Annotated in this window: 11 protein-coding genes, 2 pseudogenes and 1 CRISPR repeat array; of the genes and pseudogenes, 4 read left to right on the top strand and 9 right to left on the bottom strand. The window is 60.4% G+C overall.

Annotation, left to right across the window (positions count from 1 at the left end; genetic code table 11):
* Positions 1-57: 57 nt before the first annotated feature.
* From ACVWXC_RS04270 to ACVWXC_RS04290, 5 genes and pseudogenes are all read right to left on the bottom strand, one after another.
* Complete coding sequence (locus ACVWXC_RS04270) at positions 58-321, bottom strand: DUF2973 domain-containing protein (protein WP_041438126.1); 264 nt, start codon at positions 319-321, stop codon at positions 58-60.
* A complete protein-coding gene (locus ACVWXC_RS04275; RefSeq protein WP_011429617.1) occupies positions 321-641 on the bottom strand; it encodes a DUF2605 domain-containing protein in 321 nt (106 codons plus the stop codon). Before ACVWXC_RS04275 ends, ACVWXC_RS04270 begins: the two co-directional genes overlap by 1 nt.
* A gap of 49 nt (positions 642-690) precedes the next feature.
* Positions 691-2,199 (bottom strand): annotated as a pseudogene (locus ACVWXC_RS04280) (cobaltochelatase subunit CobN); the annotation flags it as partial.
* Between the two features lie 8 nt (positions 2,200-2,207).
* The gene (locus tag ACVWXC_RS04285; RefSeq protein WP_011429619.1) at positions 2,208-3,386 is read right to left on the bottom strand and encodes a transaldolase; all 1,179 of its coding nucleotides are present in this window, start codon (positions 3,384-3,386) and stop codon (positions 2,208-2,210) included.
* Between the two features lie 162 nt (positions 3,387-3,548).
* Positions 3,549-3,955: a CRISPR direct-repeat array (repeat unit 28 nt; unit sequence GGTTCACCCCCACGGGTGTGGGGACAAC).
* Between the two features lie 54 nt (positions 3,956-4,009).
* A pseudogene (locus ACVWXC_RS04290) lies at positions 4,010-4,492 on the bottom strand (helix-turn-helix transcriptional regulator); the annotation flags it as partial.
* Positions 4,493-4,561: 69 nt separating this feature from the next.
* On the opposite strand from ACVWXC_RS04290, the gene ACVWXC_RS04295 reads away from it, so the two are divergent.
* Entirely contained in the window at positions 4,562-5,716 is a 1,155-nt protein-coding gene (locus ACVWXC_RS04295) for an RNA-guided endonuclease InsQ/TnpB family protein (RefSeq protein ID WP_457391307.1), read from the top strand.
* Positions 5,717-5,998: 282 nt separating this feature from the next.
* Here the strand turns inward: ACVWXC_RS04295 and ACVWXC_RS04300 are convergent, their stop codons facing one another.
* Complete coding sequence (locus ACVWXC_RS04300; protein WP_457391309.1) at positions 5,999-6,952, bottom strand: RluA family pseudouridine synthase; 954 nt, start codon at positions 6,950-6,952, stop codon at positions 5,999-6,001.
* A gap of 312 nt (positions 6,953-7,264) precedes the next feature.
* Here ACVWXC_RS04300 and ppsA point away from each other — a divergent pair, with 312 nt between their 5' ends.
* Together ppsA and ACVWXC_RS04310 are read left to right on the top strand one after the other, a co-directional pair.
* Positions 7,265-9,724: a phosphoenolpyruvate synthase gene (gene ppsA, locus ACVWXC_RS04305; RefSeq protein WP_457391311.1), complete on the top strand. Its 2,460-nt coding sequence runs from the start codon at positions 7,265-7,267 to the stop codon at positions 9,722-9,724.
* 69 nt (positions 9,725-9,793) lie between these two features.
* Entirely contained in the window at positions 9,794-11,053 is a 1,260-nt protein-coding gene (locus ACVWXC_RS04310) for a dihydrolipoamide acetyltransferase family protein (protein ID WP_457391313.1), read from the top strand.
* 4 nt (positions 11,054-11,057) lie between these two features.
* Here ACVWXC_RS04310 and ACVWXC_RS04315 read toward each other — a convergent pair whose 3' ends face one another.
* Positions 11,058-11,411, bottom strand: a complete 354-nt coding sequence (locus tag ACVWXC_RS04315) for a rhodanese-like domain-containing protein (protein WP_099812372.1) — start codon at positions 11,409-11,411, stop codon at positions 11,058-11,060.
* A 399-nt stretch (positions 11,412-11,810) separates the two neighbouring features.
* Here ACVWXC_RS04315 and ACVWXC_RS04320 point away from each other — a divergent pair, with 399 nt between their 5' ends.
* Positions 11,811-13,238: a right-handed parallel beta-helix repeat-containing protein gene (locus ACVWXC_RS04320; RefSeq protein ID WP_276307357.1), complete on the top strand. Its 1,428-nt coding sequence runs from the start codon at positions 11,811-11,813 to the stop codon at positions 13,236-13,238.
* A 453-nt stretch (positions 13,239-13,691) separates the two neighbouring features.
* Here the strand turns inward: ACVWXC_RS04320 and ndhI are convergent, their stop codons facing one another.
* Together ndhI and nuoH are read right to left on the bottom strand one after the other, a co-directional pair.
* Positions 13,692-14,315: an NAD(P)H-quinone oxidoreductase subunit I gene (ndhI, locus tag ACVWXC_RS04325; protein WP_099812371.1), complete on the bottom strand. Its 624-nt coding sequence runs from the start codon at positions 14,313-14,315 to the stop codon at positions 13,692-13,694.
* Between the two features lie 39 nt (positions 14,316-14,354).
* On the bottom strand, positions 14,355-15,476 hold the full coding sequence (gene nuoH / locus ACVWXC_RS04330) for an NADH-quinone oxidoreductase subunit NuoH (RefSeq protein ID WP_099884200.1): 1,122 nt from the start codon (positions 15,474-15,476) through the stop codon (positions 14,355-14,357).
* Positions 15,477-15,484 lie beyond the last annotated feature (8 nt).

The following is a 15,484-nucleotide window of genomic DNA, read 5'->3' on the forward strand; positions in this document are numbered from 1 at the left end:
GACTCGGGCCGACACCGAGAAAGGGGGAGCTCCTGCGCCGCTCTTGAACTCCCTTTTTTAGTCCTCGTCGGGAGAGCCAGAGTAGAGATCCTCCAGGCGGCTGCGGGCCTCTTCCAAGCTGGCCGAGCGAATGACCAGCAAGGGCTCTTCCGTCAGGTTGCCTTCTTCATCCAACAGCTCTGGGTGGGGCACCTGCCGGCGGCCTCGACGTGGCGAGGCCTTGCGCTCTTCTTTGCTCAGAGTAACCACGTTGGCCACCAGGTTGCGCAGGGCTACAAAGGCAATGGCCACAAAAGCGATGAGGTAGAGGATCTGCAGCATCACGGGTCAGATGAGTCGGAGGAGGGGTGAATTTGGCGAAAGCGACGGCCCAGCTCGGCGCACTCCATCAGCAGGCGATGCCATTTTGCCATCAGGGCCGGGTCAACGCCAACTTCATTATCCGACAACTGATAGAGGGCTTCCGCTGCCTGGAGCTCCGCTTGGGCAGCCAAAACCCGCTCCAGGAGGGCCTGCTGCGCCTCTGGGCTGATGAATTCTAAAGTTTCTTCTTGCAAAAAGCGACGAGAGCGCTCAAACCAGTAGCGGTAATCTTCCAGCAGGGGCCCCAGAATCTCTCGCAACAGCTTGGCTTTGCTCATGGATCGGGATCCCTCCGCGTCTGGTTTGCTGAGAGCATCTTAGCCGAACTTAACCTTCCCCCGCCAGGGATCCCTGGGTAGCCTCCAGGCGGGCTTCCGTCTCCAGCATCAGGGCTTCTAGGTGGGGCACCAGCTCCGGCGCCTGCTCTTGCCAGTAGCCCCGCTGGTGGGCTTCCAGCAGCCGCTCGCTCATGTCCCGCAGCGCCCAAGGGTTGTGGTTGCGCAAAAACTGCTGCACCCGGGGATCCAGCAAGTAGGCGCGGGCCAGGCCAGCGTACATAAAGTCCGGCACGGCGTGGGTGGTGACGTCGTAGGCGAAGAGGTAGTCCAGGGTGGCGGCCATCTCGAAGGCGCCTTTGTAGCCGTGGCGCATCACGCCGGCAATCCACTTGGGGTTGACGACGCGGGCGCGGTAGACGCGGTCGATTTCTTCGGCCAGGGTGCGGATCTTGGGGTTGTGGGGACGGGCGTGATCCCCGAAGTAGATCTGGGGGTTGCGGCCCTGGAGCGCCCGCACCGCTGCCACCATGCCTCCCTGAAACTGGTAGTAGTCGTCCGAGTCAAGGAGATCGTGCTCGCGGTTGTCTTGGTTGTGCAGGACAATTTGCAGGCGGGCCAGTTGCCGCCGCAGGGCTGCGGGGGCCGGCTCTCCTTCGCCCTCGGCCCGGTAGGCGTAGCTGCTCCAGTTGAGGTAGGCGCGGGCCAGATCCGCTTCCGTTTCCCAGTTTTGCGCCTCGATCAGCCCCTGCAGGCCGGCTCCGTAGGCCCCCGGCTTGGAGCCAAAGATGCGCAGCCGCGCTTGCTTTGCCGCTTCTGAAGGCGGGATCCCTTGCTCCTGCCAGTACTGGGTATCGGCCAGCACCTGGGCCCGCAGGGGGTTGTCGCTTTCCGGCTCCTCCAGGGCGGCCACGGCCTGCACGGCGCGGTCGAAGAGGGCAATCAGGTTGGGAAAAGCATCGCGAAAGAACCCAGAAATGCGCAGGGTTACATCCACGCGGGGCCGGCCCAAAACCGCCACGGGCAAAATCTCAATATCCACCACCCGTCCCCCCTCCCAGCGGGGCCTGACTCCCAAGAGCGCCAGCGCCTCGGCCCAGTCGTCGCCGCCGGTGCGCAGGGTAGAGGTGCCCCAAACGGATAGGCCCAGGTGGCGGGGATATTCCCCCTGCTCTTGCACGTAGCGCTCCACCAGCCGCTCGGCAGCCAGCGAGCCAACCTGCCAGGCGGTGGGGGTAGGGATGGCGCGGATATCCACCGAGTAGAAGTTGCGCCCGGTGGGCAACACCTCCACCCGGCCCCGGGTGGGGGCACCGGAAGGGCCGCTGGGCACATAGCCGCCGTTGAGCCCGTGCAGGAGATGCCTCAGCTCCTGGGGGGTTTGCTGCAGCCGAGGGAGCAAGTCGGTCTCGATCCAGTGCAGCACTTGTCTGGCCGCCGGCCCCGGCGGCGGATCGTAAGGGATCCCCTGCAGATACTGGGCAATCCAGCGGCGGGCCTGGGCCTCCAGGGCGGCTACTGCGTCTCCAAAGCGGCGAAAGCTCTCGCCCATAGGGCTTGCTTGCCTGGCTAATTTCTCAGATAAACGGCTGCCCCCAGTCCGACCAGCATTTCTTCGGGAGTAATTTTGCCATCTTGGTTAGTGTCGAGGGCATCGAAGACGCGATCTGCTCCCATCCACTCCTCGCGGGTGATGAAGCCATCCCCATCCAGGTCGTAGATGCGGAAGACATCCTGGGCGGCGTGGGTAATCGTTTCCTTGGCGCCCTCCAGCTTCTGCAGCCGCTCGGTGAGCAGTTTTTCCAGCACCTCCAGCGCCTTGGAGAAGCCCTGGATCCCTTCTTCTAGTTTTTCCGAGGCCATGCGGTTTTCCCGGTGCATCTGGTCGAAGGTGGCCCGATCCATCACCAGGCGGGGAATATCCATTTTCTTAGCTTTTTCCGGATCCAGCTTGCGCTCCAGGTGGCCCTCGGTGTTTTGCAGCTCCGCCAACAAAGCCGGCGAGATGGTTAGGAGATCGCAGCCGGCCAGCTCGATGATCTCGCCAATGTTGCGGAAGCTGGCCCCCATCACTTCCGTTGGGTAATCGTATTTGCGCAGATAGTTGTAGATCTGGGTTACCGACTGCACGCCTGGATCTTCGGCGGGCGGGTAGCTCTCCCGGCCTGTGTGTTTTTTGTACCAATCCAGGATGCGGCCCACAAAGGGCGAGATGAGGGTTACCCCCGCTTCGGCGCAGGCAATGGCCTGGTGCAGGCCAAACATCAAAGTCAGGTTGCAGTGGATCCCTTCTTTTTCCAGGATCTCGGCGGCGCGGATCCCTTCCCAAGTAGCCGCAATCTTAATGAGCACCCGCTTGGGATCCGCCCCTGCCGCCTTGTAGAGCTCGATGAGATGGCGGGCCTTGGCCACGGTGGCTGCTGTGTCGTAGGAGAGCCGGGCGTCCACCTCCGTCGAAACCCGACCGGGGATGATGGACAAAATGCGCACGCCAAAGGCCACCGCCAGTTGGTCGATGGCGTGGGCCACCACGGCTTTGGTGTCGGCTTTGGATCCCAGGTCTTGGCGGGCCTTGAGCAAGGTCTCATCGACAATGCCCTGGTACTGGGGCATTTGGGCGGCTGCTGTAATCAAAGAGGGATTGGTGGTGGCATCCTGCGGCTTAAAGGTCTCGATGGCGTTGATATCCCCCGTGTCGGCCACCACCACCGTCATCTCTCGCAACTGCTCCAGCAAGCTCCTGCTCATACTCCCCTCCTTAGATATCGCGCTTCTGCGACCTAGCCCCAGTGTCGCCCACCTAGGCAAGGGATCCCGGTAGATGTGAGATTGTCTTAATTGTCTAGCCGGCTACTCCCACAGATGTGGGGACAACGTACAGCAGGAGAACTACCAGGGGGCTCATAGATTGGTTCACCCCCACGGGTGTGGGGACAACCCAAACTGGAGCCGGCGGGGCGCACCAGCACCACCGGTTCACCCCCACGGGTGTGGGGACAACTGCCCAACCTGGCCGACGCGGTGCGACGGGTGGCCGGTTCACCCCCACGGGTGTGGGGACAACGTGATTCCAGTGTCGATTACTGGTCGGATTAGCAGCGGTTCACCCCCACGGGTGTGGGGACAACGGGCAGAGGTCTTTCGAGACGCGCGTTTGGTAGGGCGGTTCACCCCCACGGGTGTGGGGACAACTCTCCGGGGAATAGGTGAACCTTGGCGCAACGCCTGGTTCACCCCCACGGGTGTGGGGACAACTCGGCAAATGACGCACCAGCTGGCTGTATTTGTCGGTTCACCCCCACGGGTGTGGGGACAACGAACCAGCGCACTTCTTGTCTTTTGTGGCACCAGCCAATCACGTAGGGATTGGTGCCGCGGTAGATGTGCAAGAGATAGGGATCCAACTCCCGTTCCGACACTTGATCGCCTCGGCTGGCGGTGCGATAGCGCATCCACACTCGTCTTTTCTCCCGACAGGCATCCTCCAACCGCTGCCAAATCTCCCAATCCAGATGGGTTTCTGCCCCTGCCCGAAAGATGAGCCGCTCATCGGCTAGCTGCTGGAGATCCAGCCACTCCTGCTCTGGAAGCCGTTGCGCCAACCGCCCAATTGCCGAGCGCAACTGCGGGGCATAGGCCGATCCGGCGTAGGCTTCCAGCATTCTCGCTCCCAAAGTCAGGGCAAACAGCTCCCCCTTAGTGAGGGGTATCGTCGGCAAGCGCCATTCCCGATCAGTGTAGTGATACCCTTTTTCACGGCTGACTTTGATGGGGGCTTGAAAGCGATCCTTCAAGAAACTAATATCCGCTCGAACCGTTCGTTCACCTATTTTCGGGCTGGAGGCCCGCACCATAGCCGCAGGCTTGGTGCCGGGAGGAAAGCCCGCCTGCTAGTCAAAGCCTGGATGAGCTACAATAAGCCCATGAGCCAGATTATCTCTGTACGTTGCAAGCTGATAGTCCCACAAGAGTTGCGTCAAGAAATTGACCGCACTTTGCAGGGCTTTGCGAATGCTTGCAACCAGATTCTCGACACCGCCAAACAAAAGAACTGCTGGAACACCGCCAAGCTGCACCACTTGGTCTATCGGCCGGTAAGGGCAGCAACGGGGCTGAAAGCCAACCACGTCTGTCAGGCGCTCCGCCGTGTGATTAGCAACGCCAAAGCGGTGAAACAAGTCCACAAGTTTCGCCCCACCAGCCTGACTTTGGATGTGCGTACTTTTAAGTACCGAGAGTCCGACCAAGCCGTGGGCGTGACCCTGATGAGCGGACGGGTTTGGCTCAAGCTCAAGATTGGCGGTTATCAAATCGCTTTGCTGCGGGGGCAAACACCCACCAGCGCTACTCTGTCCAAGACCAAGCAAGGGGACTACTACATCAACATTGCGGTTGAGTTGGACACTCCCCCGACTGGCAAAACTCCAAAGGTAATCGGAGTTGACTTGGGCAGGCGGGATATCGCCACCGCTAGCAACGGGCGCTCTTGGAGTGGAGAACACATCCAGGCCGTCCGTGACCGGTTCAGCCGTGTACGCGCCAAGGTTCAATCCAAACGCACTCGCAGCTCTAGGAGGCTGCTGAGAAGGCTCTCTGGGAGAGAACGGCGCTACCAGACATGGCTGAACCATAACATCAGCAAAACCTTGGTCAGGGATGCCCAGGCTATTGGTGCGGCACTGGCTTTTGAAGACTTGACAGACATCCGAGAGCGCTTGAATCAGAAACCTCGGAGTAAAGCTGAGCGCCGCAGAACCAATAACTGGGCGTTCTACCAACTCAGGATGTTTGTGACCTACAAGGCTGCCATTGCTGGAGTACCTGTGGTGCTGGTGCCGCCTGCCTACACGTCGCAGACCTGCCATAAATGCCTGCACATCCACCCTGAGCAGGGTAAGTCCTACCGCAGCGGCAAGTTGTTCAAGTGTGGACACTGCGGGTGGGAAGGGGATGCTGACCATAACGCTGCTCAAGTAATCTCTCTCCTTGGGGCGACTGTAAACTCGCCTGAAATTCCGAAACTTAGCTGTCCTCTGGGGCCGCTAGGGATTGGGATAAAGCCCGCACCCTGCGCATAGCGCGGGTGTCGGGTAGTTTACTTACCTCCAAAGCCTCAGCCAGCGAAGCGGCTGTCTTTCGCTGTCCGGAGCGCAGCAGCATATCTAGCTTCAGGATCCGCTCTATCTGACGTAGCATTGCTTACCTTGGCCAGGATGAGCGCATTCTAAACAACTCACCTGGCAAAAATACTTCCGACTTCTCTAAAGATTTGCTGAAGGCTGAAACTTCTTGGGGACGGGGATCAGCATGAACCCCAATTGGACAGGCTAGACAGAGCGGAGAGCGACCTCTGAGGCTGCCTAGCCGGCCTGGCTGCGCAACTGCCGTAGCAGCCGCTCGAACTCTTCCGGCAGAGGGGCGGTAACCTGCAGCGGCTGGCCGGTGCGCGGGTGGACAAAGGAGAGCTTCCAGGCATGCAGAGCTTGGCCGCTGAGTTTGACGGGGCTGGTTTTGCTCTGGGTGTAGAGGGGATCCCCAACAATGGGCAGGTGCAGGTGGGCGGCATGCACCCGAATCTGATGGGTGCGACCGGTCTCCAGCTCAAACTGCATTAGGGTGTAGTTGCCCAGGCGCTCCAGCACCTGCCAGTGGGTTACCGCCGCTCGCCCTTGGCCGGGGGGCAGGACGGCCATCTTCTGCCGATCCACCGGGTGCCTCCCAATGGGGGCAGAGATAGTGCCTTGGCTCTGGGCAGGACGCCCAAACACCACTCCCAGGTAGATGCGCCGGGCAGTTTTGGCTTGAATTTGGGCCTGCAGGTGCTGGTGAGCCTGATCGTGTTTGGCAATCACCAGGGCGCCGGTGGTGTCTTTGTCCAGGCGATGGACAATCCCCGGACGCAGTTCGCCGTTGATCCCCGAAAGGTGAGAACAATGGGCCAGCAGCGCATGCACCAGGGTGCCGCTGGCGTGTCCGGGAGCAGGATGCACCACCAGGCCGCGCGGCTTGTTGATGACAAGGAGATCCTCGTCTTCGTAGAGGATGTCCAAGGGGATCGGTTCCGGCTGCAACGAGGTTGGGGTGGCTGGCGGGATCCGCACCTCGAGCTGATCCCCCGCTTGCAGGGGGCGATCCTTATCCAGGCAGGGCTGACCATTGAGCCAAACCTGGCCCTGGCGGATGAGCTGCTGCAGGCGCGAGCGAGATAGATCGGGCAGTTGTTCTGCCAACCCGCGATCCAGCCGCAAGCCCTGCTGTTTTTCCGTCACTCTTACCTGGCGAATTGCTGCCACCGGATCCCTGAGGCCTTCCATTTGCCCTGTTTCCGCAAACTGCTGCTTTGAAAACATTGTGGCAGAGCGGTTACTTTTGCATTAGGTAAAAAAGGTCGAAGATTTGTGTCAGCTTTCTCAGCAGGATCTTGGCAGGATTGGCTTTGTGTCATCTCCTTCTCAGGTTTCTCTAGGGGGCTGTGCCGGGATTTTAACCAGAGAAAAACCCTCAGTACAGTGGGGGTATAGCTCCTTAAAGCCGGGCCAGATTCTGGCTGGGGAAAGTTTCTTGCTACACGCAAGTGTTGCAGCACTTATTGCACAGTTGGTCCGCTGGGTACAAGGAGGCAAGGCATGTTGGATGGAGCAACGCTGGGATCCCAACTTCAACAGCCCTCTCAACGCCAGCTTGGCTCAGAGCCGCCCTTGGTTGTGCCCCTCACCGAAGTGGGGCTGCGGGACGTGGCCCAGGTGGGCGGGAAAAACGCCTCCTTGGGAGAAATGCTGCAGCAGCTAGCCCCCAAAGGGATCCGCGTGCCCCTGGGGTTTGCCACCACCGCCCATGCCTACCGCCAGTTCATTGCCGCTGGCGGCCTCGAGGAGAAGCTGCGGGAGATCTTCAAGGACCTAGACATCGAGGATGTGCGGAACCTGCGCGAGCGGGGCAAAGCTGCCCGCACCTTGATCCTGCAGACACCTTTCCCACTGGAGCTGGAGCAGGCCATTGCCGAAGCCTACCAGAAGCTGTGCGAGCGCTACGGCCCTGACACCGATGTGGCGGTGCGCTCCAGCGCCACCGCCGAAGACCTGCCGGATGCCAGCTTTGCCGGCCAGCAGGAGACCTACCTCAACGTGCACGGGATCAAGGCGGTGCTGCAGGCCTGCCACCGCTGCTTTGCCAGCCTGTTTACCGACCGGGCCATCTCCTACCGCCAGATCAAGGGCTTCGACCACTTCCAGGTGGCCCTCTCGGTGGGGGTGCAGAAGATGGTGCGCTCGGACTTGGCCTGCTCGGGGGTGATGTTCTCCATCGACCCAGAAACGGGCTTTAAAGACGCGGTGCTGATCACCGCCGCCTACGGGCTGGGGGAAAACGTGGTGCAAGGGATCGTCAACCCCGACGAATACGTGGTCTTTAAGCCTACCCTGAAGCAGGGGCTGCGGCCCATCCTCTCGCGCAAGCTGGGCAGCAAAGCCCTGAAGCTGGTCTACGACGAGGAGGGATCCCGTTTCACCAGAAACGTACCCGTCCCCGAAAGCCTGCGCCGGCAATATGCCCTCAAGGACGACGAGATCCTGGAGTTGGCTCGCTGGGCTTGCCTCATCGAAGAGCACTACTCGGCGCTGCGGGGCCGCTTCACTCCCATGGACATCGAGTGGGCCAAAGATGGGATCACGGGCGAGCTGTTCATTGTCCAGGCCCGCCCCGAGACGGTGCAGTCCCAAAAGGCGGCCAACCGCCTCAAGACCTATCGCTTGACGCAGCCACAGGCGCGCCCAGAACCCCTGGTTCGGGGACGAGCAGTGGGGGAGGCCATTGGCCAGGGCACAGCTCGGGTCATTTTGGATGTGCGCCGCTCGGATCAGTTCCAAGCGGGCGAGGTGCTGGTGACGGAGAAAACAGATCCCGACTGGGAGCCGATCATGAAAAAGGCCAGCGCCATTGTCACCAACCAAGGGGGGCGCACCTGCCATGCGGCCATCATCGCCCGCGAGCTGGGGATCCCGGCCATTGTTGGCTGCGGCAACGCCACGCAGGTGCTCCGCTCCGGCGATCCCATCACCATCTCCTGCGCCGAAGGGGAGGAAGGGCGCGTCTATCCTGGCTTGCTGTCCTATGAAGTTACAGAGATCCCCCTCGAGGAGCTGCCCCGCCCCCGCACCCAACTGATGATGAACGTGGGCAACCCGGAAAAAGCCTTTGGCCTCAGCGAGATCCCTTGCGATGGCGTGGGTCTGGCGCGGCTGGAGTTCATCATCGCCAACCACATCCAGGTGCACCCTCTAGCGTTGGTTCACTACGAGGAGGCGGTCAAGGAGGAGCCGCGCCTGGCAGAGCTCACCGCCCAGTATTCTGACAAGCCGGAGTACTTTGTGGACAAGCTGGCCCAGGGAGTGGCCACCATCGCCGCTGCCTTCTACCCCAAGCCGGTGATTGTGCGGCTATCGGACTTCAAGAGCAACGAATACGCCCACCTGCTGGGCGGATCCCGCTACGAGCCTCACGAGGAAAACCCGATGATTGGCTGGCGGGGGGCCTCCCGCTACACCGATCCCCGCTACCGCGACGGCTTTGCGCTGGAGTGCCGGGCCATGAAACGGGTGCGGGACGAGATGGGCCTGGCCAACGTCATCTTGATGATCCCCTTCTGCCGCACCCCCGAAGAGGGACACAGGGTGCTGGAGGAGATGGCCCGCCACGGCCTGGTGCGGGGGGAAAACGGCCTGCAGGTGTACGTCATGTGCGAGCTGCCCAGCAACGTCATCCTGGCCGACGAGTTCTGCCAGATCTTCGACGGCTTCTCCATCGGCTCCAACGACCTCACCCAGCTTACCCTGGGGTTGGACCGCGACTCGGCCCTGGTGGCCCATCTTTTTGACGAGCGCCACGAGGCCGTTAAGCGGCTGATCGCCCAGGTAATCCAGACGGTGAAAAGCCACGGGCGCAAGATCGGCATCTGTGGACAAGCCCCCAGCGACTACCCCGACTTTGCCCGCTTCCTGGTGCAGCAGGGGATCGACTCCATCAGCCTCAACCCCGATTCCCTGCTGAAAACCCTGTTGGTGGTGGCCGAGGCAGAAGCTGGCCGATAGGCCCAGGGGGCGGCGCCGGGATCCCGTCTGCTGGGTTACAATCTTCTCTGCTGTGTTGCCATCCCCGCCATGATCCACGAACTCTCCATGCCGGCCCTCAGCTCCACCATGGAAACGGGCAAGATCGTCGCCTGGCTGAAAAACCCCGGCGACCGGGTGGAGAAAGGGGAAAACATCCTGGTGGTGGAGTCGGACAAGGCGGACATGGACGTGGAGTCTTTCCACAGCGGCATTCTGGCCAGCATCCTGGTACCGGCAGGGGAATCGGCGCCGGTGGGCGCCCCCATCGCCCTCATTGCCGAAACCGAAGCGGAGGTGGCCGAGGCCCAAGAGCGAGCCAAGGCCCTCTCTAAGGGTGCTCTACCGGCAACTGCACCTACTGCAGTCCCCACCCCCACAGTTCAACAGCCAACCCCTGTCCCTGCGGCGATCCCCACCCCCACCCTTCCAACTGGCTCCAACGGGGCCGGATCCCAGCGGATCCTGGCTTCCCCACGGGCGAAAAAATTGGCAGAAAGCCTGGGGATCGACCTGCGCACGGTGCGCGGCTCCGGCCCTGGTGGGCGCATCGTGGCCGAAGATGTGGAGCGGGCTGCAGCTCAGGCCGCCTCTACGCAAGCGGCAGCTCCCCCCCCTGTCTCTGCGGCTGCCCCGTTGGGAGAAGTGGTTCCCTTGAGCACGTTGCAGGCGGCGGTGGTGCGCAACATGAACGCCAGCTTGGGCGTGCCGGTGTTCCACGTCGGCTACACCATCACCACCGACAGCCTGGATCAGCTTTACCAACAGGTGAAGCCCAAAGGGGTAACCCTGACGGCCCTTTTGGTGAAAGCGGTGGCCCTGACCCTAGAAAAGCATCCCCTCCTCAACGCCAGCTACACGGAAAACGGGATCCACTACAAAGCCGAGATCAACATTGCCGTGGCGGTGGCCATGGAAGACGGCGGCCTGATCACCCCTGTGCTCAAGCAGGCCAACCGGACCGATCTCTACGAGATCTCCCGCCGCTGGAAGGATCTGGTGGAGCGGGCGCGGCGCAAGCAACTGCAGCCGGAGGAGTACAACAGCGGCACCTTTACCCTCTCCAACCTGGGCATGTTTGGGGTGGATCGCTTCGACGCCATCCTGCCTCCCAACCAAGGAGCTATTTTGGCCGTCGGCGCTGCTCGCCCCACCGTGGTGGCCACACCAGAAAAAGCCATCGCCATCCGCTCCCAGATGCAGGTCAACCTCACCTGCGACCACCGCGTTATTTACGGCGCCCACGCGGCGGCCTTCTTGCAAGATCTGGCCCAGTTGTTAGAACAAAAGGTGGGATCCCTGACGCTGTAGAAGCTCAATAAGTGGGCAGGCTGGGATCCACCTCAAGAGCCCAGGCGTGGATGCCGCCGCTGATGTTGTAGACCTGGCTGAAGCCGTTGGCCAGCAGCCACTGGCTCACTTGGGCAGAGCGGATGCCGTGGTGGCAGAGGACAAAGGTTGGACAATGGGGATCGAGCTCCCTCAAGATTTGCTCGCGCCACTCTTGGTACTGGCTCAAGGGGTAGTTGCGAAACCCGAGGGCACTGAGATTGGCCAACTCCAACTCGGCCGGTTCCCGCACATCGATGAGTTGCAGAGGGCCAGCCTCGGGATCCCTCAGGCGGGCAGCTAGCTGCTGCGGCGCAACCGAGCGAACGAAAGAGGACATGGCTGACCTGTAACCCTATCTGGACCCGTTCTCAGGATATAGCGGCTCAGCGTCTACCCTGGTCTGCTTGCCATTGTTGCAGGTCGTGGTTGGCCGGCAACCCTTCCTTCAGCAACCCCCTGTCGAGTTACTTGGGGCAGCCCCCCTAGAACTCCAAATTTCTCGAAGAAATTTTAACTGTACTGATTGCGGATCCTCTGCCAAGTTCAATAGGGCAGGGATCCCTTTTGGGAGGCTCTGCTTGAGAGAATTGGATCCCAGGGGTTCATCCGGGCTCTAGGTATCCGCAGTTCTGATAGGCTTGACCGATAGGGACTTGCCAAGGATTTTCCACCGATGAAAGGCCCCCTTTCCACAGACGGCCAAGTATCCCGATCTAGCTGGCGAACCGGTTCCCTCTTGCTGACTCTGTTGGCAGGGATCGCTTTCGGCTGTGGAGGAGGAGGCACGGGCAACTCTCCTCCCCCACCATCGCCAGGTGGTGGGCCCGTCATCCTGCAAGTGGATCCAGCCAAGGGCCCCTTTACCAAGCTGGCCGATGCTGTGGCACAGGCGCAGCGGCTGCAAAATGCCACAGAGGGGCTAGAGGTGCTGATCCAGATTTTGGGGGCGGGCAAGGAGAGGCTAGAGAAGGATCTGGCCTTGGATGGGGGCGACGGCACCAATGGCGGGCGGATTCGGATTACCAGCTCCACAGCTTATGAGATCCTGGCCGGGTTGTTCGACGTGATCGTAGCCAGCCAAACCAGCCTGCAAGGGGTGGAGGTGGTGTTGGAAGGCGGAAGGGTGCAGGTCAACGGTGGCACCTTTCAGCCGAGCAAGGTTACCCTCAACGACCCCCGCTCCAACATCTTGGTCAACGGCAACGCTGCCGTTTTGGAGGGAGCTTTAAACCAATTGGCCCAGATTTTTTGCCAGCAATTTTTGGATCCCTGTGTGCAGGTCTCGGGCAGTGGCCGTATTGCAAGCATCTCAGTCAGTGTCAGCAAGGCAGGAGGCGTAGGTGTAGGCACTGTGCCGGGGAGTAACCCGCTCCTGGAGAACAACGCGATCCTTCTGCAAGCTTTGGGAGCTTTGGCAGTTCGCTACAGCAACAACTCCGGCGGGATCTTCCGCAACAACCAGATCGAAGGGGATCCAGCCACCGCCGCGGCTGGCTTGGCGTTGCAGGCGCGGCAAAGAGACATGGCTGGCACCACCGGGATCCAACTGGATGGAGCGGGATCGGCGCCAGCGATTCAATCCAACCGGATCGGCGTGGGCAGGATAGTCGGCAGTGTCGGCATTCGCATTTTGCAAGGAACCCAGGCTCGCACCATTGTTGGGAATACGTTCCTAGCTCGGGGCGAGGGCGCGGGGGTAGCCATTCAAGTGGCCCCCGGCACGCCAGAGGCAGTAGTCGCTGCCTACTTGGCCGGCAACAGCTTCCAGGGCAACTTTGCTGAGAGGATCGGCGGCGGATCTGCGCCTACCCCGATACCGACAGTTACACCTGCCCCAACCCTGGCTCCTGCCCCGATACCGACAGTTACACCTGCCCCAACCCTGGCTCCTACCCCCACTCCGAGGCCATCGCCAACTCCTCGGGTGCTCGGCACCGGCCCTATTCAGATTACTCTAGCCTGGAACACTATCGATGAGCTTGACTTATATGTCACGGATCCCGGGCAGCAGACGGTGTTTTTTAACAATCGGGTTATCCCTTCTGGAGGACGGCTGGACGTGGATGCCAATGCCGACTGCGTTGCCGTAACGGAAAACCCTGTGGAGAATGTCTTTTGGGCCTCCAGCCCGCCCTCAGGCCTGTACCTTATTGAGGTTTATTGAGGTGAGCTTGTTCCGTCGCTGTTCGCAGGTAACCGCTCCCGTTCCGTTCACCGTAACGGTTCGCAAAAGCGGAAGCGCCGCACAAACCTTCAGCGGATCGGCCACCTCTCCTGGCTTGGCAGGTAGGTTTACCTTTTCCTTTCCCTAAAGTTAGCTAAAGCTGGCATCCATCCATCTTGGACACCCCCATTCAAATTAATTCTTGACTCAGGGATCCAGAAAACTTTTCTCCCACAAGTTCAAACAGCCATAGTAGCCACAAAACACCTTCTTAAAGCAGAGTCTACATCCCCTCTCCCCCTGGGAGAGGGGTCGGGGGTGAGGGACAGCAGTGCCGAGTGTTTGGAAAGTGAAAAAGCTGTAGTCTTACTTGAGACGACAATACCGCTGCCGAACCACCCATATACAAACAGACGGGATCCCTACTCCAGGGATCCCGGTCATCTGTTCAGGCTATTCTACGGCGGCCTTGGCTGATTTCGCTTCCGCCTCTTTGGCTGCTTTCATCTCGGCCAGAATCTCCTCCGGTCGCTTGCCGGCCCGCTGAGATCCGGCAGGCAGCTCGTGGGGATCGATCACCCCCTTGGGCAGATAGGCAAACTCCCGCAGCGGCGTCACCATCGGGTCTTCCGTGACCTTGGAAGGCAAGCGGCCCAGCGCCACCTGGTGGTAGTTCAGCTCGTGGCGGTCGTAGGTGGCCAGTTCATAGTCTTCGGTAACCGAGAGGCAGTTGGTGGGGCAAAACTCCACGCAATTGGCGCAGAAAATGCACACCCCAAAATCGATGCTGTAACTGTAGAGCTCTTTCTTCTTCAGCTCGGTGTTGTAGACCCAGTCCACCACCGGCAGGTCGATGGGGCAAACCCGAACACAGATCTCGCAGGCAATGCACTTATCGAACTCAAAGTGAATGCGTCCCCGAAAGCGCTCAGAGGGGATCAGCTTCTCAAAGGGATACTGGACAGTTACAGGCCGGCGGTTCATATGGTCGAAGACCACTCCCATCCCCTGACCGATGTACTTGGCTGCTTTGAAGGCATCGCTTACGTATTCGCCAACGCGCTTGAGAAAAGTCATGGCCTGTCCTCTCCCTCTCTCGCTTTCTTTACTTTTCATTCAACCCCCGAAAACGCTCGGGAAGGCAAGTTTCAAAGCCGCCGTCAACAGCAAATTCACAAACGAGACGGGCAGCAGAAATTTCCACCCCAAATCCAACAGCTGGTCAATGCGCACCCGCGGCAGGGTCCAGCGCAAGAGGATGGCCAAAAACACAAAGATAAAAGCCTTGACCATCGTCATGAGAATGCCCAACACCGCCGCGCCGATCTGCAAAAAGGGGTTGTCCAACGGGATCCCGAGCCAGGCGGCAATTGTTTCCACCGGCACCACAAACGACCAGCCGCCCAAGTACAACACCGCCGCAATGAGAGAGGCCAGCAGCAAGTTGGCGTAGGATCCCAGGTAAAACAGGGCAAATTTCATGCCGGAGTACTCCGTCTGGTAGCCGGCCACCAGCTCCTCTTCGGCTTCCGGCAAATCAAAGGGGATCCGTTCGGTTTCCGCCAGCGCCGAGATCAGGAAAATGACAAAGCCAATCGGCTGCCGCCACACGTTCCAACTGAGGATCCCCAGCCCACTCTGCTGCTCCACGATCCCCACGGTGTCCAGGCCGTTGCTCATCAGCACCACCGCCAGCACCGACAAGGCCAAGGGCAGTTCGTAGCTAATTGACTGGGCCGCCGCCCGCAGCCCCCCCAGCAGAGAATACTTGTTGTTGGAGCCGTAGCCCGACATCAACAGGCCGATGGGCTGCACGCTGGAGGTGGCGATCAAGAAAAACACCCCGATGGCGATGTTGGAGATCAATAGGTTCTGGCCGAAGGGAACCACCAGATAACACAAAAAGACCGGCAGGAAAACCAGGATCGGCCCCAGCGTGAACAAAACTGGGTCGGCCAAGCTGGGCAGCACATCTTCCTTCGTCAAGAGCTTGATGCCATCGGCAATCGGGATCAGTACCCCCTGTGGCCCGGCCATGTTGGGGCCAATCCGCTGCTGGGCCGCCGCCGAGATCTTCCGCTCTAGCCAGGTCATGACCATCACTCCTAAGGTGGCGGCGATGACCATGAGCAACATGGGCAAAGGTACCCACAAAGCGTGGGCAGCGCCTGGGCTCAGGCCCAAGTTTTGCAGGGCTGTTTCAAAACCAAGCTGTAGGTCAATGCCGGCGGTTGTCATGGGGTTGA

The organism is Thermostichus sp. OS-CIW-20, assembly GCF_054061455.1.

Coding starts and splice junctions, on each gene's coding strand:
- ACVWXC_RS04270 (WP_041438126.1), bottom strand. CDS start 321: ATGCTGCAGATCCTCTACCTCATCGCTTTTGTGGCCATTGCCTTTGTA.
- ACVWXC_RS04275 (WP_011429617.1), bottom strand. CDS start 641: ATGAGCAAAGCCAAGCTGTTGCGAGAGATTCTGGGGCCCCTGCTGGAA.
- ACVWXC_RS04285 (WP_011429619.1), bottom strand. CDS start 3,386: ATGAGCAGGAGCTTGCTGGAGCAGTTGCGAGAGATGACGGTGGTGGTG.
- ACVWXC_RS04295 (WP_457391307.1), top strand. CDS start 4,562: ATGAGCCAGATTATCTCTGTACGTTGCAAGCTGATAGTCCCACAAGAG.
- ACVWXC_RS04300 (WP_457391309.1), bottom strand. CDS start 6,952: ATGGAAGGCCTCAGGGATCCGGTGGCAGCAATTCGCCAGGTAAGAGTG.
- ppsA (WP_457391311.1), top strand. CDS start 7,265: ATGTTGGATGGAGCAACGCTGGGATCCCAACTTCAACAGCCCTCTCAA.
- ACVWXC_RS04310 (WP_457391313.1), top strand. CDS start 9,794: ATGATCCACGAACTCTCCATGCCGGCCCTCAGCTCCACCATGGAAACG.
- ACVWXC_RS04315 (WP_099812372.1), bottom strand. CDS start 11,411: ATGTCCTCTTTCGTTCGCTCGGTTGCGCCGCAGCAGCTAGCTGCCCGC.
- ndhI (WP_099812371.1), bottom strand. CDS start 14,315: ATGACTTTTCTCAAGCGCGTTGGCGAATACGTAAGCGATGCCTTCAAA.
- nuoH (WP_099884200.1), bottom strand. CDS start 15,476: ATGACAACCGCCGGCATTGACCTACAGCTTGGTTTTGAAACAGCCCTG.